General features: G+C 72.4%; 20 protein-coding genes and 1 tRNA gene. 3 read left to right on the top strand and 18 right to left on the bottom strand.

All coding sequences use genetic code 11. From position 1 onward, the window contains the following. Positions 1-24: 24 nt before the first annotated feature. The 17 genes from ACNKF0_RS07245 to argS form a co-directional block, all read right to left on the bottom strand. Positions 25-819, bottom strand: a complete 795-nt coding sequence (locus ACNKF0_RS07245; protein ID WP_299927773.1) for a F0F1 ATP synthase subunit delta — start codon at positions 817-819, stop codon at positions 25-27. After that, on the bottom strand, positions 819-1,379 hold the full coding sequence (locus ACNKF0_RS07240) for a F0F1 ATP synthase subunit B (protein WP_299927776.1): 561 nt from the start codon (positions 1,377-1,379) through the stop codon (positions 819-821). The genes ACNKF0_RS07245 and ACNKF0_RS07240 overlap by 1 nt, the downstream gene beginning before the upstream one ends. A 40-nt stretch (positions 1,380-1,419) precedes the next feature. Beyond that, positions 1,420-1,629, bottom strand: a complete 210-nt coding sequence (atpE, locus tag ACNKF0_RS07235) for an ATP synthase F0 subunit C (protein WP_030482691.1) — start codon at positions 1,627-1,629, stop codon at positions 1,420-1,422. A 68-nt stretch (positions 1,630-1,697) separates the two neighbouring features. Next, the gene (gene atpB, locus ACNKF0_RS07230) at positions 1,698-2,486 is read right to left on the bottom strand and encodes a F0F1 ATP synthase subunit A (RefSeq protein ID WP_416957016.1); all 789 of its coding nucleotides are present in this window, start codon (positions 2,484-2,486) and stop codon (positions 1,698-1,700) included. Further along, positions 2,483-2,791 (bottom strand): AtpZ/AtpI family protein, encoded by a 309-nt coding sequence (locus ACNKF0_RS07225; protein ID WP_299927783.1) that lies wholly within the window; start codon positions 2,789-2,791, stop codon positions 2,483-2,485. The genes atpB and ACNKF0_RS07225 overlap by 4 nt, the downstream gene beginning before the upstream one ends. After that, positions 2,788-3,246: a hypothetical protein gene (locus ACNKF0_RS07220; RefSeq protein WP_416957014.1), complete on the bottom strand. Its 459-nt coding sequence runs from the start codon at positions 3,244-3,246 to the stop codon at positions 2,788-2,790. Before ACNKF0_RS07220 ends, ACNKF0_RS07225 begins: the two co-directional genes overlap by 4 nt. A gap of 79 nt (positions 3,247-3,325) precedes the next feature. After that, the gene (locus ACNKF0_RS07215; protein WP_416957012.1) at positions 3,326-4,519 is read right to left on the bottom strand and encodes an MraY family glycosyltransferase; all 1,194 of its coding nucleotides are present in this window, start codon (positions 4,517-4,519) and stop codon (positions 3,326-3,328) included. Between the two features lie 5 nt (positions 4,520-4,524). Further along, entirely contained in the window at positions 4,525-5,190 is a 666-nt protein-coding gene (locus tag ACNKF0_RS07210; RefSeq protein WP_299927791.1) for an L-threonylcarbamoyladenylate synthase, read from the bottom strand. Continuing rightward, the gene (prmC, locus tag ACNKF0_RS07205; protein WP_416957010.1) at positions 5,187-5,975 is read right to left on the bottom strand and encodes a peptide chain release factor N(5)-glutamine methyltransferase; all 789 of its coding nucleotides are present in this window, start codon (positions 5,973-5,975) and stop codon (positions 5,187-5,189) included. The genes ACNKF0_RS07210 and prmC overlap by 4 nt, the downstream gene beginning before the upstream one ends. A gap of 84 nt (positions 5,976-6,059) precedes the next feature. After that, positions 6,060-7,133, bottom strand: coding sequence for a peptide chain release factor 1 (gene prfA, locus ACNKF0_RS07200; protein ID WP_416957008.1), 1,074 nt, complete (start codon positions 7,131-7,133; stop codon positions 6,060-6,062). A gap of 81 nt (positions 7,134-7,214) precedes the next feature. After that, entirely contained in the window at positions 7,215-7,454 is a 240-nt protein-coding gene (gene rpmE, locus ACNKF0_RS07195) for a 50S ribosomal protein L31 (protein WP_299927800.1), read from the bottom strand. Positions 7,455-7,584: 130 nt separating this feature from the next. After that, the gene (rho, locus tag ACNKF0_RS07190) at positions 7,585-9,516 is read right to left on the bottom strand and encodes a transcription termination factor Rho (RefSeq protein ID WP_416957006.1); all 1,932 of its coding nucleotides are present in this window, start codon (positions 9,514-9,516) and stop codon (positions 7,585-7,587) included. 199 nt (positions 9,517-9,715) lie between these two features. Beyond that, on the bottom strand, positions 9,716-10,612 hold the full coding sequence (thrB, locus tag ACNKF0_RS07185; RefSeq protein ID WP_416957004.1) for a homoserine kinase: 897 nt from the start codon (positions 10,610-10,612) through the stop codon (positions 9,716-9,718). Continuing rightward, entirely contained in the window at positions 10,612-11,700 is a 1,089-nt protein-coding gene (gene thrC, locus ACNKF0_RS07180) for a threonine synthase (RefSeq protein WP_416957002.1), read from the bottom strand. The genes thrB and thrC overlap by 1 nt, the downstream gene beginning before the upstream one ends. Next, the gene (locus tag ACNKF0_RS07175) at positions 11,697-13,007 is read right to left on the bottom strand and encodes a homoserine dehydrogenase (RefSeq protein WP_416957000.1); all 1,311 of its coding nucleotides are present in this window, start codon (positions 13,005-13,007) and stop codon (positions 11,697-11,699) included. Before ACNKF0_RS07175 ends, thrC begins: the two co-directional genes overlap by 4 nt. Next, on the bottom strand, positions 13,004-14,407 hold the full coding sequence (gene lysA, locus ACNKF0_RS07170; protein ID WP_416956998.1) for a diaminopimelate decarboxylase: 1,404 nt from the start codon (positions 14,405-14,407) through the stop codon (positions 13,004-13,006). The genes ACNKF0_RS07175 and lysA overlap by 4 nt, the downstream gene beginning before the upstream one ends. Positions 14,408-14,413: 6 nt before the next feature. Continuing rightward, complete coding sequence (gene argS / locus ACNKF0_RS07165) at positions 14,414-16,108, bottom strand: arginine--tRNA ligase (RefSeq protein ID WP_416956996.1); 1,695 nt, start codon at positions 16,106-16,108, stop codon at positions 14,414-14,416. A gap of 93 nt (positions 16,109-16,201) precedes the next feature. On the opposite strand from argS, the gene ACNKF0_RS07160 reads away from it, so the two are divergent. From ACNKF0_RS07160 to ACNKF0_RS07150, 3 genes are all read left to right on the top strand, one after another. Further along, positions 16,202-16,699, top strand: a complete 498-nt coding sequence (locus tag ACNKF0_RS07160) for a thioesterase family protein (RefSeq protein ID WP_416956994.1) — start codon at positions 16,202-16,204, stop codon at positions 16,697-16,699. A gap of 76 nt (positions 16,700-16,775) precedes the next feature. After that, positions 16,776-16,848 (top strand) — tRNA-Arg (locus ACNKF0_RS07155). A 176-nt stretch (positions 16,849-17,024) separates the two neighbouring features. Then, positions 17,025-18,044, top strand: coding sequence for a rod shape-determining protein (locus tag ACNKF0_RS07150; protein WP_416956992.1), 1,020 nt, complete (start codon positions 17,025-17,027; stop codon positions 18,042-18,044). A 19-nt stretch (positions 18,045-18,063) separates the two neighbouring features. Here ACNKF0_RS07150 and ACNKF0_RS07145 read toward each other — a convergent pair whose 3' ends face one another. Next, positions 18,064-20,883, bottom strand: a complete 2,820-nt coding sequence (locus tag ACNKF0_RS07145; protein WP_416956990.1) for an FtsW/RodA/SpoVE family cell cycle protein — start codon at positions 20,881-20,883, stop codon at positions 18,064-18,066. Positions 20,884-20,895 lie beyond the last annotated feature (12 nt).

Below are 20,895 nucleotides of genomic sequence, written 5' to 3'. Positions count from 1 at the left end.
TCGAAAGTTTGTGGATGTCACTGGTCAGCCGGCGAGCCTGCGCCCGGCCTCGTCGAGGCGGGAGGAGACGGTGCCGTCGATGACGTCGTCGCCGATCTCGACGCGGATGCCACCGATGACCTCCGGGTCGACGATGACGTTGAGGTGCACCTCGCGACCATAGGTGCGCGCAAGGGCGGCGGCCAGCCGGTCACGCTCGGGCTGGCCGAGCGGCTGGGCCACGCGCACGGTCGCGACCCCCTGCCCGCGGACCTCCGCAGCCACCTTCTGGTAGCTGGCAAGGGCCACCGTCACGGTGCGGTGGCTCCCCGACAGCGACTGCCGCACGAGGGCCACGGTCGCGGGGAGGACCTTGTCGCCGAGCAGGCCGCTGATGAGTGCCGACTTGTCGTCGCGGCTGCGAGCCGGGTCGGACAGCGCGTCACGCAGGTCCGGGTTGGCCTGGACGAGCCGACCCACCGCGAAGATCTCGTCCTCGAGGCGGGCGACGTCGCCGCCGGTCGACCGGACGGCCGCCACGACCCCCAGCTCCTCGAGCGCGTCGGGCAGGTCGCGCCCCGCGCTCCAGCGCTGGGAGACCGCGGTGGTCACCACGTCGAGCGCCTCGGTCGAGACCTTGCCGGCCAGCACTCCGCGCAGGAGGTCGGCCTTGGCCGCGCCGGGGATCGACGCGTCGGTGGCGACGCGTCGCAGGCCCGGCTCGGAACGGACCAGGTCGGAGATCCCGAACAGGTCCTGAGCCACCTTGCCCAGGTCGCCGGAGGCCGGAAGGGCCTCGGCGGCTGCGGCGTAGGCGTCCGCGGACGCTCCTCGCATCATCAGTTGACGCTCCCCGAGGTGGTGCCGTTCTGCGTCTCGAGCTCGGAGAGGAAGCGGTCGACCACGCGGCTCTGGCGAGCCTCGTCGTCCAGGCTCTCGCCCACGATGCGACCGGCCAGGCCGGTCGCGAGCGCGCCGACCTCGGCGCGGAGCGAGGTGACCGCCTGCTGGCGCTCCGCCTCGATCTGCGTCTTGCCGTGCTCGACGATGCGGGTGGACTCGGCCTGGGCCTGTTCCCGCATCTCGGCGATGATCCCGGCGCCCTGCTCGCGTGCCTCCTCACGGATGCGCGCGGCCTCGTGCCGGGCGTCGGCGAGCTGCTTCTCGAGCTCGGCGAGCTTGGCGTCGGCCTCGGCCTGCTTGGACTCGGCCGCACTGAGTCCACCCTCGATCGCCTGCGTGCGCTCGGCGAACGTCTTCTCGAAGCTCGGCACGACGAACTTGCGCATGAGCACATAGAGGATCGCGAAGACGATCAGGGCGAGGATGACCTCTGACCAGACCGGCAGAACCGGACTGTGGGTCTCCCCCTCCGCCGCCGCCAGGACGATGTGGTCCATGAGTCGAACTCCTACGGTCTAGAGCTGGGTGCGGTGGTCGTCAGAGAGGCAGGACGAACGCGAGCGCGACGGTGATGATGAAGAGCGCCTCGGCGAGAACGAAGCCAAGGATGGCGATCGACTGCAGACGGCTCTGGGCCTCGGGCTGGCGCGCGACACCGGAGATGAACGCGGCGAAGATCAGGCCGATACCGACACCGGGACCGATGGCGGACAGGCCGAGACCGACCAGGTTGATGGAGCCTTCCACGGCTTTTCCTTTCGTCGGCGACGCGTCTCTCGCGCCGCTGTTTGGCGAAACTTGTGGGGTGGTGCGGATCAGTGCTCGTCGGCGAGGGCCTCGCCGATGTACATCGAGCTCAGGAGGGTGAAGACGTAGGCCTGGAGGAACATGACCAGCATCTCCAGGAAGCTGACGCCGATGCCGAGCCCGAAGGACAGCACGCCGACAGCGCCGTAGAGGATGTTGCCGCTCGCGAGGAGGGCGGCACCGCCGGTGGCGAACAGGATCAGCAGCAGGTGGCCGGCGAACATGTTGCCGAACAGACGCAGCGTGAGCGTGAACGGGCGGATGATGATGTTGGAGAAGAACTCCAGCGGCACAAGCAGCAGCAGGATCGGGCCCTTGACGCCGCTGGGCATCGTGGCGTGCTTGAGGTAGCCGAGCGCGCCGTGCTTCCAGATGCCGGCGCCGATGTAGAGGAGCCAGCTCATCAGCGCGAGCGGCACGATGAAGCCGATGCGCGAGAAGCTCGGGAACTGCAGGAACGGGATCACGCCGTAGTAGTTGTTCACCAGGATGAAGGTGAACAGCGTGAAGAGGTAGGGCACGAACTTCATGTAGTGCTCGCTGCCGATGTTGTCGCGAGCCATGTTGTTGCGCACGAAGCCGTAGATCATCTCGCCGGCGAACTGGACGCGGTTCGGCACGAGCGAGGCGTTGCGCGTGGCGGCGTAGAAGAAGCCGAAGATCAGCACGGCCGACAGTGCGAGCAGCAGCATCGGCTTGGTGACGTCACCGAAGATCGGGGGCAGCTCGAAGCTCCCGGGGCCGGGGGCGTGGAATTCCGAACCGCCCTCTGCCGCGACAGGCTGGCTGATGCTCACTCCGACTCCTCGTTGCTCGTCTTGTTGCTCGTGGTGCTGCTCGTGGTGCTGACCTGCGCCTGCTCCGCGGCGGTCTGCCGCCGGAGCTGCACGATCATCATGTACGTGCCAAGTCCGCCGCCCAGCAGGACTCCCGCCGCCACCAGGAAGCGGGTGCCCAGCCACTGGTCCAGGAGCCAACCGACCGCTCCGTAGAACAGCACCCCGGCCACCAGGTAGCTGGGAACACTGCTGCGTGGCGGCTGGGAGGTCGTGGCACCGGACTCGGCCATGGCGCTGCGGACTTTAGCAGTCGTGGCGGTCATGACTCACCCCCGGGCGGGAGGTCGAAGTAGGGGGCCCGCTCGCGAGCGGTCAGCACGAGGTGGGCGGCCGTCCACACCAGCGTGGCGAGCACCATCCCCGCGGCCAACCAGCCGCGCGCCTGGTCGCTGGAGAAGGCGTCGCCGCGCGTGATCGCGAGGAAGACCAGCAGCACGATCGCGAGCTGGGTCGCGTAGGTGACGAGCGCGACCAGCAGGGACGCCGTGGGCATCGCGCTCGCGACGACGTGCAGCGACAGCGTGCCGAAGGACACCACGAGGACCACCAGCGCGGCCCCGACCGCGGCTGCTCCGGCCGCCTCCGCGCCGTGCACGACGGCGGCGAGGGCCACGAGGAGAGCGCCGGCGAGCGCCGTCAGGGCGGCTGCACGGACGACGACCCGGACGCCCGGCACGAGGCTGCTGCGGCGGGTGATCGCGCGGCTCTCGGTCGTCATTTCGGCGGCCTGTCTGGTCTCGGCGGTCGGTGCGTGACTGCTCGTGAAAACTATCACAAGGTCGTCGGAGCGCCGCAATTCAGGAGCCCGGGACGGCCTCGTCCGTGCGCTCCTCGGCACGCCCCTCGGGGCCGGCGTTCTCGGGGAGCCCGGTGTCCCCCAGCCCCGTCTTGCGCGGGCGGTGGACCTTGGGCAGCACGAAGGTCAGCGCCACGCTCAGCACGATCATCGAGCCGACGCTCCACCACACCAGGGGGTCGTCGAACAGGCTGACCAGGACGGCCCCGGTCGCGATCGTGAAGGCCCACGTCCACATGATCAGCACCGCACGGCGCTGGGAGTGGCCGATCTCGAGGAGGCGGTGGTGCAGGTGCTGCTTGTCGGCGCTCATCGGCGAGCGGCCCGCGCGGGTGCGTCGTACGACGGCCAGCACGAGGTCGACGATCGGCACCATCAACAGCGAGATCGGCAGCAGCACCGGCAGCACGGTCACGAAGAGGCTGTTGCCCGTCGTCTCCGGCATGCCGACGAACTGACCGGTCAGGGTCAGTGCGCTCGCGGACAGCACCAGCCCGATCAGCATCGAGCCGGAGTCGCCCATGAAGAGACGGGCGGGATGGAAGTTGTGCGGGAGGAAGCCCGCGCACGCCCCCGCCAGGGCCGCGCTCAGCAGGGCGCCGGTCGTGGCGAGCGTCAGGTTGGTCTGCGCGGACGCGAAGTAGCAGTAGAGGAAGAACGCCGCCGCACCGATGCCCACCACGCCCGCGGCCAGCCCGTCGAGCCCGTCGACGAAGTTGACGGCGTTCATCGTGCCGATCACCACGACCAGGGTCAGCACCGCGCCCTGCACGTCGTCGAGGGAGAACTGCGTGCCGTCGGCGGCCGGGAAGTAGTAGAAGCGCACCCCCTGGGTGACCAGCAGGCCGGCGGCGAGGACCTGCCCGCCCAGCTTGGTCAGCGCGTCGAGGTCGAAGATGTCGTCGATCACCCCGACCGCGCACACGAGGGCCCCCGCCAGGAGCACGGCACCGGCGTCGGGGAGGACGAACTCCTCGCTCGTGGACAGGAACGGCAGGTGCCGGGCGACGAGGTAGGCGGCGTAGAGGCCGCCGAGCATGGCCAGGCCGCCGAGGTAGGGGATCGGCTCGGCGTGCACGTCGCGGTCGCGGACGGGGGCGACGGCACCCGTGCGCAGCGCGATCTCCCGTGCGACGACCGTGAGGAGGTAGGTCACCGAGAGGGCGACCAGGAAGACGAGGAGGTACTCCCGCATCCGGCCTAGCCCCGGTCTTCGAGCACGACCCCGTGCTCCTCGATCGCGGCGTTGAGCTGGTCGAGGGACAGCGCGCCCGTCCGCAGCACCCGTCCCTCGGGGACGGTGACGTCGATGATGGTCGAGGCCTCGCCGCCCGGGGACGCCCCGGCGTCGACGATGACCGCGACGGCGTCGCCGAGCATCTCCTCGGCCTGGTCGGCGTCGGTCGCGGCGGGTCGGCCCGTGAGGTTGGCCGAGCTGACGGCCAGCGGCCCCGTGCGCTCGAGGACGGCCAGCGCCACCTCGTCGTCGGGCATCCGCACCGCGACGGTGCCGCGGGTCTCCCCGAGGTCCCACATGAGCGAGCCCTGCTGCCGGCACACGAGCGTGAGCGGACCGGGCCAGAACTCCTCGACCAGCGTGCGCGCCCACGGCGGCACGCTCTCCGCGAGCGCGTCGAGGGTGGTCGCGGCCGAGACGAGCACCGGCGGCGGCATCTCGCGACCGCGGCCCTTGGCCTGCAGGAGGCGTCGTACGGCGTCGTGGGAGAACGCGTCGGCGGCGATGCCGTAGACGGTGTCGGTGGGGATGACCACCAGGTCTCCCCGTCGTACGGCGCCGGCCGCGGCGCTCACCGCCGCCTCCCGCTCCTCCTCGGTCGAGGTCGCAAGCCTGTCCACGTCGCTCATCGTGCCAGTCGCGCGGTCAGGTAGCGCGGTCGACCCGCGAGGTCGGGGTGGTCGGCCACGTCGAGCCAGCGGCCCGACGCCGCGAAGACACCCGGAGCGGCCGCGCCCTGGACGTCGGCGTGCTCGGCGCCCACCACTCCCCCGGGTCGCAGCAGCAGGGCGGCACGACGTTCGAGGACGCGCATCGCGTCGAGCCCGTCGTCGCCGGAGAAGAGCGCGAGGTGGGGGTCGTGGTCGCGCGCCTCGACGGCGACCGACTCCCACGCCTCGAGCGGGATGTAGGGCGGGTTGCACACGACGACGTCCACCGCGCCGGCCAGGTCGTCGAAGGCGGTGGCCATGTCGCCGGGTCGCAGGTCGACGCCGGTGCCGGCGAGGTTGCGCTCGGCCCAGGCGAACGCCTGCTCGTCGAGCTCGACCGCGTGGACGTCCGCGTCCGGGACCTCGTCGGCGACCGCCCGGGCGATCGCCCCCGAGCCCGTGCACAGGTCGACGACCACGGGCGCCCGCTCCCCCTCGACCAGCGCCGCGACGAGCTGCGCCTGCTCGATCGCCCACCCGGCCAGCAGCTCGGTCTCGGGGCGTGGCACGAAGACGCCGGGGCCGACGGCGAGCTCGACGTGGCGGAAGGCAGCGGTGCCGACCAGGTGCTGGAGCGGCTCGCGTGCCGCGCGGCGGGCCACCAGGGCGTCGTACCGCTCGCGCTGGCCGGCGTCGACGTCGTCGACCAGCAGCAGCCGGCCGAGCCCGACGTCGAGGACGTGGGCGAGCAGGAGCCTCGGCATCACGCTCGGGTGAGGCCACGCCGGCCTCGCGCAGCCGCGCCGCGGCGGAGCGGCGCAGGTCGCGGGCGCCGCTCGCCGGGGTGGTCACGACTCGAGGGCCGCGAGCCGGGCGGCCATGTCGGTCTCCACGCACGAGTCGAGCACCGGCTGCAGGTCGCCGTCGAGCACCTGGTCGAGGTTGTAGGACTTGTAGCCGGTGCGGTGGTCGGAGATCCGGTTCTCCGGGTAGTTGTAGGTGCGAATGCGCTCGGAGCGGTCGACCGTGCGCACCTGCGAGCGCCGCGCGTCGCTCGCCTCCGCGTCGGCGGCGTCCTGGGCGGCCTGCAGCAGCCGCGAGCGCAGGATCCGCATCGCGGACTCCTTGTTCTGCAGCTGGCTCTTCTCGTTCTGGCAGCTGGCGACGATGCCGGTGGGCACGTGGGTGATCCGCACGGCCGAGTCGGTGGTGTTGACGCTCTGGCCACCGGGACCGCTGGAGCGGTAGACGTCGATGCGCAGGTCGTTGTCGTCGATGGTCACGTCGATCGGCTCCGCCTCGGGCGACACCAGGACGCCCGCCGCCGACGTGTGCACGCGGCCCTGCGACTCGGTGACCGGCACCCGCTGGACGCGGTGCACGCCTCCCTCGAACTTGAGCAGGGCGTACGGCGCCTGGCCGGGCTCGACCGTCCCGCGGGCCTTCACGGCCGCGGTGACCGACTTGTAGCCGCCGAGGTCGGACTCGGTGGCGTCGAGGAGCTCGACGCTCCAGCCGTGCGTCTCGGCGTAGCGGGAGTACATCCGGAGCAGGTCACCGGCGAAGAGCGCGGACTCCTCGCCGCCCTCACCCGACTTGATCTCGAGCAGGGCGTCCTTGCCGTCGGACGGGTCGCGCGGCACCAGCAGCCGCCGCAGCCGCTCCTCGGCCGTGGCCCGGCGTACGGCGAGGTCGTCGGCCTCCTGTGCGAAGGCGGGGTCGTCGGAGGCGAGCTCGCGCGCCGCCTCGATGTCGTCCCCCAGCCGGAGCCACTCCTGCCAGGTCGTCACGACGGCCGTCAGCTCGGCGTAGCGCTGGTTGAGCCGCTTCGCCAGGCGCTGGTCGGCGTGGGTCTCGGGGAGCGCGAGGCGTCGCTCGAGGTCGGCGTGCTCCTCGCGCATGCCGTCGACGGCTTCGAACAACGGTGGCTCCTCGGGATCGGCTGGACAGACGACAAGGCGCCGGCCACCCGCGGTGAGCGGGCGACCGGCGCCTGGCGTGGACTACTTCGTGTCGGCCGTCTCGGCCTGGGCCGGGGCCTTCTTGGCGTAGCGGGCCTCGAAGCGGGCGACGCGGCCGCCGGTGTCGAGGATCTTCTGCTTGCCGGTGTAGAACGGGTGGCACTGGGAGCAGACGTCGGCGTGGATCGAACCGGAGGTCGCGGTGCTGCGGGTCGTGAACTTCGCGCCGCAGGTGCAGGTCACTTGGGTCTCGACGTACTCGGGGTGGGTGTCCTTCTTCATGATGTCCTCTCGAATTGCTCCGGGTCGCCCGCGTGGATGCGTAGTGACGTGAACCGGAGCCGGCGCACAAGTGTGCCACCGGTATGAACAACGGCGCCAATCCATGGATTCCCGCTCGGGAACCCGCGGATCAGCGGGTGCCGACGACCTTCGTCACGGCCTGCGGGGAGTCGGCGGCGGCGAGCTGCTTGCGCAGGTCGCCGACGACCGCGCCCTCGGCCGGGGCGAGCAGCTTCTCCTCGTGCCGGGTGCCCGAGGCCGCCACGTCGACCGCGGGCACGATGCCCTTGGCCGCGCGCTCCGCGCTGAGCACCAGCTCGAGGTTGGCGGCGCCCGCGAGCTCCTCGAGGAAGAACTCGTCGGTGGCCGAGCCGGAGCCGACCGCCACGGTCGCCAGGATCGTCAGCGAGCCGCCGTCCTCGACCGTGCGGGCCGCACCGAAGAACTCCTTCGTCGGGTGCACCGCCGAGGCGTCGACCAGGCCCGCCAGCACGCGGCCGTTGGCCGGGGCGGCCAGGTTGTACGCACGACCGAGCCGGGTGAGCGAGTCCAGCAGCACGACCACGTCGTGGCCGAGCTCGACCAGCCGCTTGGCCCGCTCGATGGCGAGCTCGGCGACCAACGTGTGGTCGGCCGGCTGCCGGTCGAAGGTCGAGGCGACGACCTCGCCCTTGACGGCGCGCTGGTAGTCGGTGACCTCCTCGGGGCGGGTGTCGACCAGGACCACCATGACGTGGCACTCCGGGTTGTTCGACGTGACCGACTGGGCGATCGACTGCAGGAGCGTGGTGGCGCCCGTGCGCGGAGGTGCGAGGACCAGGCCGCGCTGGCCCTTGCCGACCGGGGCGGCGACGTCGACGACGCGCCCGATCAGGTCGGCGTCGGTGGACAGGCGCAGCCGCTGGTGCGGGTGGACCGGCACCGCGTCGGCGAAGTGCGGCCGCTCCTTGGCGCCCTCGGCCTCGGTGCCGTTGACGCTGTCGATGCGGACCATCGGGTTGAACTTCTCCCGGCGCTCCCCCTCACGCGGCTGGCGCACCTGGCCGACCACCGCGTCGCCGCGACGGAGGTGGTACTTCCGCACCATCGACAACGACAGGTAGACGTCCTCCGGGCCGGGCAGGTAGCCCGACGTGCGGACGAACGCGCAGTTGTCGAGCACGTCGAGGATGCCGGCGGCCGGCACCAGCACGTCGTCCTCGAGGATCGTGGTGTCGGGCTCGTTGCGGCTGCCGCCCTGACGCGTCGTCGTCCGGTCGCGCCCGCGACGGCGGCGGTTGCGGCGGCTGCCGCCCTCGCCGTCCTCGTCGTCGTCCGAGAGGTGCTGGTCCTGGCGGTGCTGGTCCTGCCGGTTCTGGTCCTGCCGGTTCTGGTCCTGGCGCTCACGGTCCTGCCGGTCCTGCCGGTCCTGACGGCCCTGGTCCTGGCGGTCGCGGTCCTGACGGCCCTGGTCCCGGTCCTGCTTGCCCTGCTGGTTCTGCTGGTTCTGCTTGGCCTGCTTCTGTCCCTGCTTCTGGTCCTGCTTCTGGTCCGCCTTCTTCTGGTCCTGCTGCTCGGACCGCTCCGGCTTCTGGTCGGACTTCTGGTCGGGCTTCTGGTCCGACTTCTTCTGGTCCTGCTGCTCGGACCGCTCCGGCTTCTGGTCGGACTTCGGCTCCGGCTTCTGGTCGGGCTTCTGGTCGGACTGCTGGTCGGGCTGCTGGTCCGGCTTGCCCTCCCCCCGCTCGGCCTGCTGCTCGGCCTGGCGCTGCTTGCGCGTCCGGGTGCGCACGGTCGTCTGCGGCACCGGGTCGGCCGTGGCCGGCTCGGCCGGGGCCGGCTGGGCCTGGGTCGGCTGGGTCTGGCTCGGCTGGGTCTGGGCGGGCTGCGCCGGGGCGCCGCCCGACTGGTTCGCCCGGATGGCGTCGACGAGCTGCGCCTTCTTCATCGAGCCGGCTCCGGCGATGCCGAGGCCCGCGGCCATCGACTTCAGGTCGGCGAGGAGCATGGAGCTGAGGCCACCCGACTTCTTGGCAGGCTTGGTGGCAGCGTTCTCCGCAGCAGCAGAGGGGGTCTCGGTCACGTGGATCCTTCGCACGTCGCGTCGCCTCCCGGACCGGGCGAACGGCCGGCGAGGCGGATGGTGGTCGACCGTCCACGCGGACCTCGCGACATCGCGAGGACGGGGACGGGCTGGTACGCCGAACGGCGCGCCGTCAGGTTAGCAGGGCACCGGCCCGCCGCTGGTCATCGCCGGGAACGCGCGTCGCGCACGTGCGGCGTCAGCGGACGACGGCGCCCTCGACGTCCACTGAGAGCTGGTGCGGGGTCCAGCCGTCCGGGCACCGGTCCAGCAGCCTGGAGGTGTCGGCCGAGCCGAAGGCCAGCACGGTCGGTCCGGCACCGGAGACGACTGCGGGCACGCCGTCCGCACGGAGTCGACGTACGAGCGCCAGCGTCTCGGGCATCGCGGGCTCGCGCTGGTCCTGGTGGAGCCAGTCGCGGGTCGCGGCGAGGAGGTGCTCGGGCTGACCGTTGAGGGCCGCCACCAGCAGGGCGGTGCGCCCGGAGTTGGCGGCGGCGTCGGCGTGCGGCACGGCGTCAGGCAGCAGGCCGCGGGCGACGGTCGTCTCCACCCCGGTCGGCGGGACGAACACCACGGCGGTGACCCGCGGGTCGACCCCGGCGCGGACGGCGTACCAGTGCCCGTCCTCGCGGCCGGAGATCACGAAACCGCCGTAGAACGCCGGGGCGACGTTGTCGGGATGGCCCTCGAGGTCGGCGGCGAGGTCGAAGAGCGTCTCGTCGGAGGCGAGCAGCTGACCGCCGGCCACCAGGGCCCGCGCCAGGACCACGCCCGCCACGATCGCGGCGGACGACGAGCCGAGCCCGCGCGCGTGCGGGATGACGTTGCGGCAGCCCAGCCGCAGGCCGGGCGGCTGCTCCCCCATCAGCTCGAAGGCCGCCCGCATCGACCGCACGACGAGGTGCGACTCGTCGCGCGGCACGCCGTCGGCGCCGGCGCCGGCGACCTCGACCACGAGGCCGTCGGGCAGCACCTCCGCCTCGAGCTCGTCGCGCAGCGACAGCGCCAGTCCGAGGGAGTCGAAGCCCGGACCGAGGTTGGCGGAGGTCGCCGGGACGGAGACCCGCACGGGGCCGTCGACGAACTGGGTCATCAGCCGAGGCCGGCTGCGGCGGCGGCCTCGTCGACATCGGCGTCGACGACCGTGTCGACGATGTCGCCGCAGGACTCCAGCGCGGTGGCGGTGTCCTTGAGGCCGTGGCCGGTGACCGTGATCGCCAGCGTGGCACCGGTGAAGACCTGGCCGGACTCCAGCGCGGCGAGCAGCCCGGCGACACCTGCCGCCGACGCGGGCTCGACGAAGACGCCGTCGTTGCGCGCCAGCTCGAGCTGAGCGGCGAGGATCTGGGCGTCCGAGAGGGCTGCAAAACCGCCCTCGGACTCCTTGGCCGCCTGCTCGGCCAGGTGCCACGACGCGGGGTTGCCGATCCGGATGGCGGTCGCCTTGGTCTCCGGGTCGGGGAACGGCTCGCCTGTCACCAGGGGCGCGGCGCCCTCGGCCTGGAAGCCGAGCATCCGCGGCCGCTTCGTCGCGCGGCCGAGGTCGGCGTACTGCTGGTAGCCGAGCCAGTAGGCGGCGATGTTGCCGGCGTTGCCGACCGGCAGCAGGTGGACGTCAGGCGCGTCACCGAGGAAGTCGACGATCTCGAACGCCGCGGTCTTCTGCCCCTGCAGGCGGACCGGGTTGACCGAGTTGACCAGCTCGACGGGGTAGCCCTTCGACAGGCCGATGGCCATCGCCAGGCAGTCGTCGAAGTTGCCGCGCACCATGATGACCTGGGCCCCGTGGACGACCGCCTGGGCCAGCTTGCCGGCGGCGATCTTCCCCTCGGGGATGAGCACGAGGGGCTTGAGGCCGGCCTTCGCGGCGTACGCCGCCATGGACGCGGACGTGTTGCCCGTCGAGGCGCACACGACGGCCTCGGCGCCGAGGTGCTTGGCGTGGGAGATCGCGGCGGTCATGCCGCGGTCCTTGAAGGAGCCGGTCGGGTTGTCGCCCTCGACCTTGAGCCAGACCTCTCCCCCGGTGAGCCCGGAGAGCCACTCGGAGTGCACGAGCGGGGTGCCGCCCTCGCGGAGCGTCACGGCGGGCATGCCCTCGGGCAGGTCGAGGAGGTCGCGGTACTCCTCGATCACGCCGTGCCACTGGTGGGTCGCCGCACGGCCGGTCGTGGCACTCATTCGTCGCCTCCCTCGACCCGCATCACCGAGGTGACCTCGCGGACGATGTCCATGTTGCGCAGCTGGTCGACGGTCGCGCTGAGCGCGGCGTCGGGGGCGGCGTGCGAAACGACCACGAGCTGGGCGTCGGCACCGCGGCCCTCCTGGCGGACGGTCTGGATCGACACGTCGTGGTCGGCGAAGGCGTTGGCCACCGCCGCGAGGACGCCGGCGCGGTCGTCCACGTCGATCGCGACGTGGTAGCGGGTGCGGGTCTCCCCCATCGGCAGGACGGCGCGGTCGGCGTAGGCCGACTCGCCGGCGCCGCGGGTCTCGGCGAGGCGGTTGCGGGCGACCGTGACCAGGTCGCCCAGCACGGCGCTCGCCGTGGGCGCGCCACCCGCGCCGGGGCCGTAGAACATCAGCTGGCCGGCGGCCTCGGACTCGACGAAGACCGCGTTGTAGGCCTCGCGGACGCTGGCCAGCGGGTGGGAGCGCGGGATCATCGCCGGGTGGACGCGGGCGGCGACCTGCTCCTGGCCGTCGGGGCCCGGGCGGAGCTCGCAGATCGCGAGCAGCTTGACCACGGAGTCCATGTCGCGGGCACTGGCGACGTCGGCCGCGGTGACCTCGGAGATGCCCTCGCGGTGGACGTCGGCCGCGGTGACCCGCGAGTGGAAAGCGAGGCTGGCGAGGATGGCCGCCTTGGCCGCGGCGTCGAAGCCCTCGACGTCGGCCGTCGGGTCGGCCTCGGCGTAGCCGAGCTCCTGGGCCTCCTCGAGCGCCTCGGAGAAGCCGGCGCCGGAGGTGTCCATCTTGTCGAGGATGAAGTTGGTGGTGCCGTTGACGATGCCCAGCACCCGGGTGACCCGGTCGCCGGCGAGCGACTCGCGCAGCGGACGCAGGATCGGGATCGCCCCTGCGACGGCCGCCTCGTAGTAGAGGTCGCGCTCGGCCTTGGCCGCGGCCTCGAACAGGGTCGGGCCGTCCTCGGCCAGCAGCGCCTTGTTGGCCGTGACCACGCTGGCGCCGTTGTCGAGCGCGGACAGGATGAGCGCGCGCGCCGGCTCGATGCCGCCGATCACCTCGACGACGAGGTCGACATCGTCGCGGGAGACCAGGCCGTGCGCGTCGGTCGTCAGCAGGCCCTCGGGCACGTCGACGTCGCGGGGCGCGTCGAGACGTCGTACGGCGACTCCCACCAGCTCGACGGGCGCGCCCACCCGGGCGGCCAGGTCGTCGTGCTGCTCGCTCAGTAGCCGCACCACCTGGGACCCGACCGCGCCGCAGCCGAGCACCGCCACCTTCAAGGTGCGCTTGTCAGTCATGAGTTACCCACATCGGTCGCCAACAGGTCGGCCACAGTCTCTCGTCGCAGCACGGTGAAAGTCTTCCCGTCCCGAACTCCGATCACCGGAGGACGCAGGGCGTGGTTGTAGTTGGACGCCATGGATCTGCAGTAGGCGCCGGTGCCGGGCACCGCCACGAGGTCGCCGGGACGCACGTCACCGGGCAGGAACTCGTCCTTGACGACGATGTCACCGGCCTCGCAGTGCTTGCCGACCACGCGGGACAGCGCGGGCGGGGCGCCCGAGGGGCGGGAGGCGATCGTCGCGGAGTAGTCGGCGTCGTAGAGGGCGGTGCGGATGTTGTCGCTCATCCCGCCGTCGACGGAGACGTAGGTGCGGCGCGCACCACCGTCCAGGGCGACCTCCTTGACCGTCCCGACCTCGTAGACGGTGCACATCGACGGACCGACGATCGCCCGACCGGGCTCGATCGACAGGCGCGGGACGGCGATCCCGAGGCCGCGGCACTCGTGCTCGACGATCTTCGAGATCTCCGTCGCCAGCTGCGCGGGGTCGGACGGGTCGTCCTGGGTCGTGTACGCGATGCCGAAGCCGCCGCCGAGGTCCATCTCGGGCATCTCGACGCCCACCTCCTCGACGACACGCGCGTGCAGCGCGAGCACGCGGCGGGCCGCCACCTCGAAGCCGGAGGTGTCGAAGATCTGGCTGCCGATGTGTGAGTGCAGCCCCAGCAGGCTCAGCCCCGGGGCGTCGCGCACCCGGCGTACGGCCTCCAGCGCGTCGCCGCTGGCGATCGAGAAGCCGAACTTCTGGTCCTCGTGCGCGGTGGCGATGTACTCGTGCGTGTGGGCCTCGACGCCCGCGGTGACCCGCACCATGACGCCGATCGTGCGGCCGAGCTCGGTCGTCACGGACGCCAGGCGCTCGATCTCGTGGAAGGAGTCCACGATGACCCGGCCCACGCCGAGCTCGACCGCGCGCTCGAGCTCGCCGACGGTCTTGTTGTTGCCGTGGAAGCCGATGCGCTCCATCGGGAAGCCGGCGCGCTCGGCCACCGCCAGCTCGCCGCCCGAGCACACGTCGAGCGAGAGCCCCTCCTCCGCGAGCCACCGGGCGACGGTGGTGCAGAGGAAGGCCTTGCCGGCGTAGTAGACCTCGTAGTCGGAGAAGGCGTCGCGGAAGGCGGCGGCGCGGCCGCGGAAGTCGGCCTCGTCGAGGACGTACGCCGGTGAGCCGTGCTCGCGCACCAGCTCGGGCAGCGGGACGCCGCCGACGCTCAGTACCCCGTCGGCCTTGGTCGCGGTCCGCGACCAGAGGAGCGGGACGAGGGCGTCGGGGTCGCTCGGCTCACGCAGCCAGTGCGGCCCGCGCAGCGCGCCGTCCGCGTGGGCCCAACCGGACGGGTGTGCGGTGGGCACGCCCGATCACATCCTCTCGGGGGCCGAGACGCCGAGCAGGTCGAGGCCGTTGGCGAGGACGGTCCGGACGGCCTTCACGAGCACGAGGCGGGCCTCGTTGGTCGGCGTGACCGGCTCGTCGCCCTGCGGCAGCATCCGGCACTCCTTGGTGTCGTACCACCTGTTGAAGACGGCGGCGGTGTCCTCGAGGTAGCGCGCGACACGGTGCGGCTCCCGCAGCTCCGCCGCGCTGGCGACCACTCGCGGGTACTCGGCCAGCGCCCGCAGCAGGCGACCGTCGAGCTCGTGGTCCAGCAGCGACGGGTCGAAGTCATCACCCGGCAAGGACATCCCCACGTCGTGGGCGTTCTCCATCATCCGGCAGGTGCGCGCGTGGGCGTACTGCACGTAGTAGACGGGGTTGTCGCTCGACGCCTTGGTGATCTCGGCGACGTCGAGGGTCAGCGGGCTGTCGGCCGGGTAGCGCGCCAGGGAGTAGCGAAGCGCGTCCACACCGATCTCGTCGACCAGCTCGGTGAGGGTGACGATCGTGCCGGCACGCTTGGAGAGCCGCAGCTCCTCGCCGTCACGCATGATCTTGACCAGCTGGCCGATCATCACGTCGAGGGTGAGCTCGGGGTCGTCGCCCACGCAGGCCGCCATCGCGCGCAGCCGGCCGACGTAGCCGTGGTGGTCGGCGCCGAGCAGGTAGATGCAGTGGTCGAACCCGCGCGAGCGCTTGTTCAGGTAGTAGGCGGTGTCGGATGCGAAGTAGGTCAGCTCCCCGTTGGAGCGGATGAGCACCCGGTCCTTGTCGTCGCCGAAGTCGGTGGTGCGCATCCACAACGCTCCGTCGGCGTCGAAGAGGTGACCGTTGGCCTTGAGGTCCCGCAGGGTGTCGGCCACCGAGCCGTGGGAGTCGTCGGCGTGCAGGTCGCGCTCGGAGAACCACACGTCGAAGTGGGTGTTGAAGTTGTCGAGCTGGTCGCGCTGGTCCTTCAGCTGGAGCGCGTAGCCGGCCTCACGGAAGGCAGCCAGCCGCTCCCCCTCGGGCAGGTCGACGATGTCAGGGCGCTCGGCCACGATCGTGGCGGCCAGGTCCGCGATGTAGCCACCCTGGTAGCCGTCCTCGGGGATCGGGCGCCCCAGCGCGGCCGCCTCGAGTGATGCCCCGAAGAGGTCCATCTGGTTGCCGCGGTCGTTGATGTAGAACTCGCGCGCCACGTCGGCACCCGCTGCCTGCAGCACCCGGCCGATCGCATCGCCCAGGACGGCCCACCTCGTGTGACCGAGGTGCAGCGGACCGGTCGGGTTGGCGGAGATGAACTCGATGTTGATCGACTGGCCCGCGAGCGTCTGCGTGCGCCCGTACGCCTCTCCCGCAGCGACGACATCGGCGGCGACCTGGCCCTGCGCACCGGCCTCGACCGTGACGTTGAGGAAGCCCGGCCCGGCGACCTCCACCTCCGCGATGCCGTCGGCGGCGCGGAGCCGCTCGGCGACGAGGTCGGCGAAGGCGCGCGGGTTGGTCCCCTGCCCACCGATCTGCACACGCTTCGCGAGCTGGAGGGCGACGTTGGTGGCGTAGTCCCCGTGACCCTTCTGCCGGGGTCGCTCCACCGTGACCTGGGTCGGTACGCCGTCGGGCAGCGTGATCGCGCCGTCGGCCACGAGGGCCTGCAGCACGTCGACGATGGTCTCGGAGAGCTGATCGGGATTCACCGGGCAAGCCTATCGGCGCCGCGCAGCAGGGACCGAACCGGTTTCACGCCGTGGCCACCGACCCGCAGCAGGTCCTGCCCTAGGGTTCGGGGCGTGACGACGCACCCCACCTACGACCAGCTGATCCAGCTCCCGGCCTATGTCGAGCAGCCCGTGCCGATGCCCTTCGAGGACATCAACGGCCACCTCAACGTCCGCCACTACATCGGCATCGCCAGCGAAGGCCTCGACGAGTCGCTCGTCGAGGTGGGCATCCCGCAGATGTGGCCGCTGACCCACGGGCACGCGTGCTTCACCGCCGAGCACCACGTCACCTACCTCAACGAGCTCCGCACCGGCGACACGATGTCGGCCCGGGTGCGCCTGCTGGGCCGCTCCGAGCGGGCCGCCCACGTGCTCATCTACCTGCTCGACGAGACCCACCAGCAGGTGGCGTGCGTGGTCGAGGAGATCTTCCTCCACATCGAGCTCGAGGACCGGCGCACCGCACCCTGGCCCGAGGACGTCGCCGCCAAGCTCGACGCCCGGATCGCCGAGCACGAGGCCCTGCCCTTCCCGGCCGACACCTCGGGGTCGCTCGCCCTGCGCTGAGGCCGATTCACCACCGCGCCGCGCGACCGGTAGTCTTCACCGCGCACCAGGTCCGGAGCGATCCGGGACGGTGCGGGCCTCCGTAGCTCAGGGGATAGAGCACTGGTTTCCGGTACCAGGTGCCGCAGGTTCGAATCCTGCCGGAGGCGCCCTGCGATGTCGCACGACATCGGCGACGACGGACCTACGGAAACGTGGGTCCGTTGCCCATTTCCCGGCCGTTGTCCCGCCCGTGTCCCCCTCGCTCCCGGGACCAAAGACCCCTGTCACGGCGGAGGCGGAGCCGTAGCGTGGACCAGGTCCTGGATCTCACGCAGGGGGCACGATGAGTGGTGGTTTCGGTATCGACGTCGGGACCGCGAACACGGTGGTGTGCCACCGGACCCGCGGGGTGCTGCTGGACGAGCCGTCGGTGATGGTGGTCCGCACGTCCGAGGCGAGGACGCGGCGCGTCCGGCCCCTGCTGGTCGGACGGGAGGCCCGCGACCTGATGGGCCGCTGCCCGGTCGGGCTCTCCGCCGTGCGTCCGCTCCACGACGGGGTGATCGTCGACCTCGAGGCCGCACGGGCGTTCATGGCCGCGCTGATGGACAAGGTGGCGATTCCCGCGTGGCAGCGCATCGGCGCCCGCGCCGTCATCGGGGTGCCCGCCGGTGCGACCGCCCTCGAACGGCGCGCCCTGCTGGAGGTGGCCGACGAGGCCGGGATGCGGAAGTCCGCACTGATCCCCGAGCCGATCGCGGGGGCCGTCGGCTGCGGGCTCGACCCCCTCGAGCCCCGGGCGCACATGGTCCTCGACATCGGCGGGGGCACCTCGGAGATCACGGCGTTCTGCTACGGCGGCGTCCTGTCGCACCGGTCGTCGCGGATCGCGGGCGACGAGATGACGCTCACGCTCTACCGCTACCTGCGGGCCGAGCACCAGCTGCTCGTCGGCGAGCTCACCGCGGAGGCCCTGAAGTGCGCCGTGGACGCCGAGGAGGGCCTCTCCACGGTGGTGCAGGGCATCGACCTGGCCACCGGCCGGCCGCGCCTGAAGACCATGGAGTCCGCCGAGGTCCTCGAGGCGTTGCAGCCCACGGCCGACGCCATCATCACCGCGCTCGCGGGGGTGCTGGACGACCTGCCGCCACAGGCGGCCGACGACATCCTCACCGAGGGGGTCGTGGTCTTCGGCGGCTCCAGCCTGCTGCGCGGCTTCGACAAGCTGGTCGAGTCGGCGCTGGGGTTCCCCGTCCGGATGGCCGAGCGGCCGCTCACCTGCGTGGCGGAGGGGGCGGCCCGCTGCCTGGCCGACCCCGACGTGGTCCGTGCCTACGAGGACGCGTTCCTCGACGCCGGCTGATCACGGAGAGGCCGGCTGATCACGGCCGCCTGGCGGGAGGTCCCGTCCGCAGGATGTCCTCCTCGTGCGCGAAGAAGTACTGCAGCACCGGCAGCACGACGGCCCCGGACGTGCTGACCCCGTGGCCGCCGCCGCGCACGAACGACGTCGCCACCACCCGCGGGCGGTCGAGCGGGGCGGCTGCGGTGAACCACGAGTCCGGCGCACCGTTGGGCGCGGACGGGTCCTGTGCCGAGCCGGTCTTGGCGCCGGCCCGGACGGGAAGGGCCCGCAGGATGCTGGCGGTGCCGGCCGTCGCGGCCAGCGCCATGCCCTCGCGGACCGGCCCCAGCCTGTCGGCGTACGGCAGCCGGCGCGGCCGCGGCCACCGGAGCGCCGACCGGTCCCGCCCCTCGCCGTACGCCAGGCCGAGGTGCGGCGTGACCACGGCGCCGGTTGCGATGCCCGCGGTCCACAAGGCGTCCTGCAGCGGCGTCACCGTGAGGTAGCCCTGCCCGATGCCGAGGATCACGGTGGAGCCGGGGAACCACGTCCCGCCGTCGCGGGCGACCGAGGCCGGGGTGCCGAGGTAGCCGCCGACCTCCCCGGGCAGGTCGATGCCGGTCGGCCGGCCGACGCCCAGGCTCCGCGCCGTGCTGATCATCGGCTCGGGGCCCATCGCCCACGCGAGCTGGTAGAAGTACACGTTGTTGGACCATGAGATCGCGTCGGGCAGGTCCTGCGCGGGCAGGGACATCCAGTTGCCGAAGGCGTGGTCGCCCAGCGTCCAGGAGCCGCCACCCGGCAGCACCCGGTCCGGCGGCACCGTCCCGTCCCTCATGCTGGCCGCAGCGACCACCAGCTTGAACGTCGACCCGGGCGGTGCCGCCACCTGGGTGACGTGGTCGAGCATCGGGCTCCCGGCCCGGCGTGCCTCCCGGGCCAGTGCGGCACCGTCGACGGGCGGGCCGAAGATCCGGTTGTCGTACGCCGGCCGGCTGGCCGTGGCGAGCACCTGCCCGTTGCGGGGATCGAGGAGCACCGCTCCACCGAGGTCCCCGAGCGGCTGTCCGGGCCTGCTGCGCAGCACGGCGTCGAGGGACCGGGTGAGCTCGCGCTGCAGGCCGAGGTCGACGGTGAGCCGCAAGGTCTGCCCACGACGCGGCGGGGTGTAGGGGCCCATCGCCATGGGCGTGCCGGCCGGCGTCACGTACACGCACTGGCGCCCGTCGGTGCCGCGCAGGACGGGGTCGTAGACCTGCTCGAGGCCGGCGCGGCCGGCGATCGCCCCGAGGGCCAGGTCGGGCCAGCGCTCCATCTCCACGGGGGTGGCGACGCCCGTCCAGCCGAGCACCGGGCCGAGCACGTCCGCGGCGGGGTAGCGCCGACGGGCCTCCGGGACCACGAAGACACCGGGCAGCACCGCGGCGCGGACGCGTCGACCGGCCGCCACCGGCAGGGACGCGACGGTGAGGTCGCGGCTCGCCCGGTGCCGGTGGAGCTGGCGACGCAGGCCGGTCTCGGGCCGTGCCGTGAGCGCGGCGAGGGTGGGCACGTCGGCGGGCCGCACCAGGGCCGGCACGACGCCCACCCGGTGTCGTCGTACGTCGAGCGCGAGCGGCGTCCCGTGCCGGTCGGTGATCTCCCCGCGTGCCGCGGGCACGCGGGTGCAGCGCAGCATCTGGTCGAGCGCCGCCTCACGCAGCTGGGACCCCTGCGCGCTCTGCAGCTGCCAGGCGAACCCGACCATCGCGACCAGGAGGCCTGTTGCTGCGACGGCGGCAGTGCGCAGCAGTCGTGGCCGCGTCGCGTCGGGGCGGCCGCGGACCCAGAGGCGGTGGGTCTCCCCGTCGGCGCCCAGCGCGAGCACCAGCCCGAGCGCCGCGATGTGCACGGCGGCCGCCGTGCCGCCGTAGCTCAGCAGGGGGAACGGCACCCCGGCGGTCGGGACCAGACCGAGGTTGCCCGCCACGGAGACCGCGACCTCGACCCCGACGAGCGCGGCGAAACCGGCCGCGGCCAGCCCCGCGGGACGGTTGCGGGTGCGGCGGCTGATGCCGACCACGCGCCAGACGAGGACGGCCGCGGCGAGCACGGCCGACGCGCCGGCGAGGATCCCGAACTGCTCGACGAGGCTGGCGAAGGCGAGGTCGGTGTGCCGGTCCGGCAGGTAGAGCCCCACCAGCCGGTGCAGGGGGTGGTCGGCACCGCCGGTCAGGCCACCCCAGGCCAGGGCGATGTGCATCTGCCGGATCGCCCATCCGGGCCCGTCGGCGTCCGTCGACCCGCTCAGGAAGACGTGCAGCCGCTCCTGCTGGTAGGGGTGGAGCAGCTGCACGGCGTACGGGAGGGCCAGTGCCGCGAGCACGAGGCACGGCACGAGCACCTTGAACGGGACCCGGCCGAGCACCAGCATGGTGGCGGTGACGGCGCTCAGGAGCAGCGCGGTCGAGAGGTCGGGCTGGAGGAGGACCAGGCCGATGGGCAGCGCGGCGACGAGCAGCGCGGTCGTGAGGCGTCGCGGCCACGACCGCTCACTGCCCAGGACCAGGGCCAGCGCCAGGAGCAGGCCCAGCTTGGCGAGCTCGGACGGCTGCATGGACAACGGCCCCAGGGCGATCCACCGCTGGGCGCCCCTGACCGACATGCCGCCGACGTCGACCGCCACCAGCAGCAGCACGCTGAGCGCGTAGCAGCCCCACCCCAGCCAGCGCAGGCCGGCCGTACGCCACCGGCTGAGGACGACGAACAGCACCACCCCGCCCATGAGGACCGCCAGCTGGTGCCGGACGGCCGCCTGGTCACCGAGCGCTGCGAGGTTGGCCAGCCCCAGCACGGCGAGGAGCGCGACGGCGCCCACGGCGAGCGGATC

This window comes from Nocardioides sp. T5 (genome assembly GCF_048161455.1).
Lineage (GTDB): Bacteria > Actinomycetota > Actinomycetes > Propionibacteriales > Nocardioidaceae > Nocardioides.
The sequence above is the reverse complement of the archived record's forward strand: the minus strand, read 5'-3'. Positions and strand labels throughout refer to the sequence as shown.

Excerpts from the sequence above, each read along its gene's own strand:
- ACNKF0_RS07150 (WP_416956992.1), top strand. The coding sequence starts at position 17,025 with ATGAGTGGTGGTTTCGGTATCGACGTCGGGACCGCGAACACGGTGGTG.
- ACNKF0_RS07240 (WP_299927776.1), bottom strand. The coding sequence starts at position 1,379 with ATGGACCACATCGTCCTGGCGGCGGCGGAGGGGGAGACCCACAGTCCG.
- thrB (WP_416957004.1), bottom strand. The coding sequence starts at position 10,612 with ATGACCCAGTTCGTCGACGGCCCCGTGCGGGTCTCCGTCCCGGCGACC.
- ACNKF0_RS07215 (WP_416957012.1), bottom strand. The coding sequence starts at position 4,519 with ATGCGGGAGTACCTCCTCGTCTTCCTGGTCGCCCTCTCGGTGACCTAC.
- ACNKF0_RS07245 (WP_299927773.1), bottom strand. The coding sequence starts at position 819 with ATGATGCGAGGAGCGTCCGCGGACGCCTACGCCGCAGCCGCCGAGGCC.
- ACNKF0_RS07220 (WP_416957014.1), bottom strand. The coding sequence starts at position 3,246 with ATGACGACCGAGAGCCGCGCGATCACCCGCCGCAGCAGCCTCGTGCCG.
- thrC (WP_416957002.1), bottom strand. The coding sequence starts at position 11,700 with ATGAGTGCCACGACCGGCCGTGCGGCGACCCACCAGTGGCACGGCGTG.
- ACNKF0_RS07210 (WP_299927791.1), bottom strand. The coding sequence starts at position 5,190 with ATGAGCGACGTGGACAGGCTTGCGACCTCGACCGAGGAGGAGCGGGAG.
- rpmE (WP_299927800.1), bottom strand. The coding sequence starts at position 7,454 with ATGAAGAAGGACACCCACCCCGAGTACGTCGAGACCCAAGTGACCTGC.
- prmC (WP_416957010.1), bottom strand. The coding sequence starts at position 5,975 with ATGCCGAGGCTCCTGCTCGCCCACGTCCTCGACGTCGGGCTCGGCCGG.
- ACNKF0_RS07225 (WP_299927783.1), bottom strand. The coding sequence starts at position 2,791 with ATGACCGCCACGACTGCTAAAGTCCGCAGCGCCATGGCCGAGTCCGGT.
- ACNKF0_RS07175 (WP_416957000.1), bottom strand. The coding sequence starts at position 13,007 with ATGACTGACAAGCGCACCTTGAAGGTGGCGGTGCTCGGCTGCGGCGCG.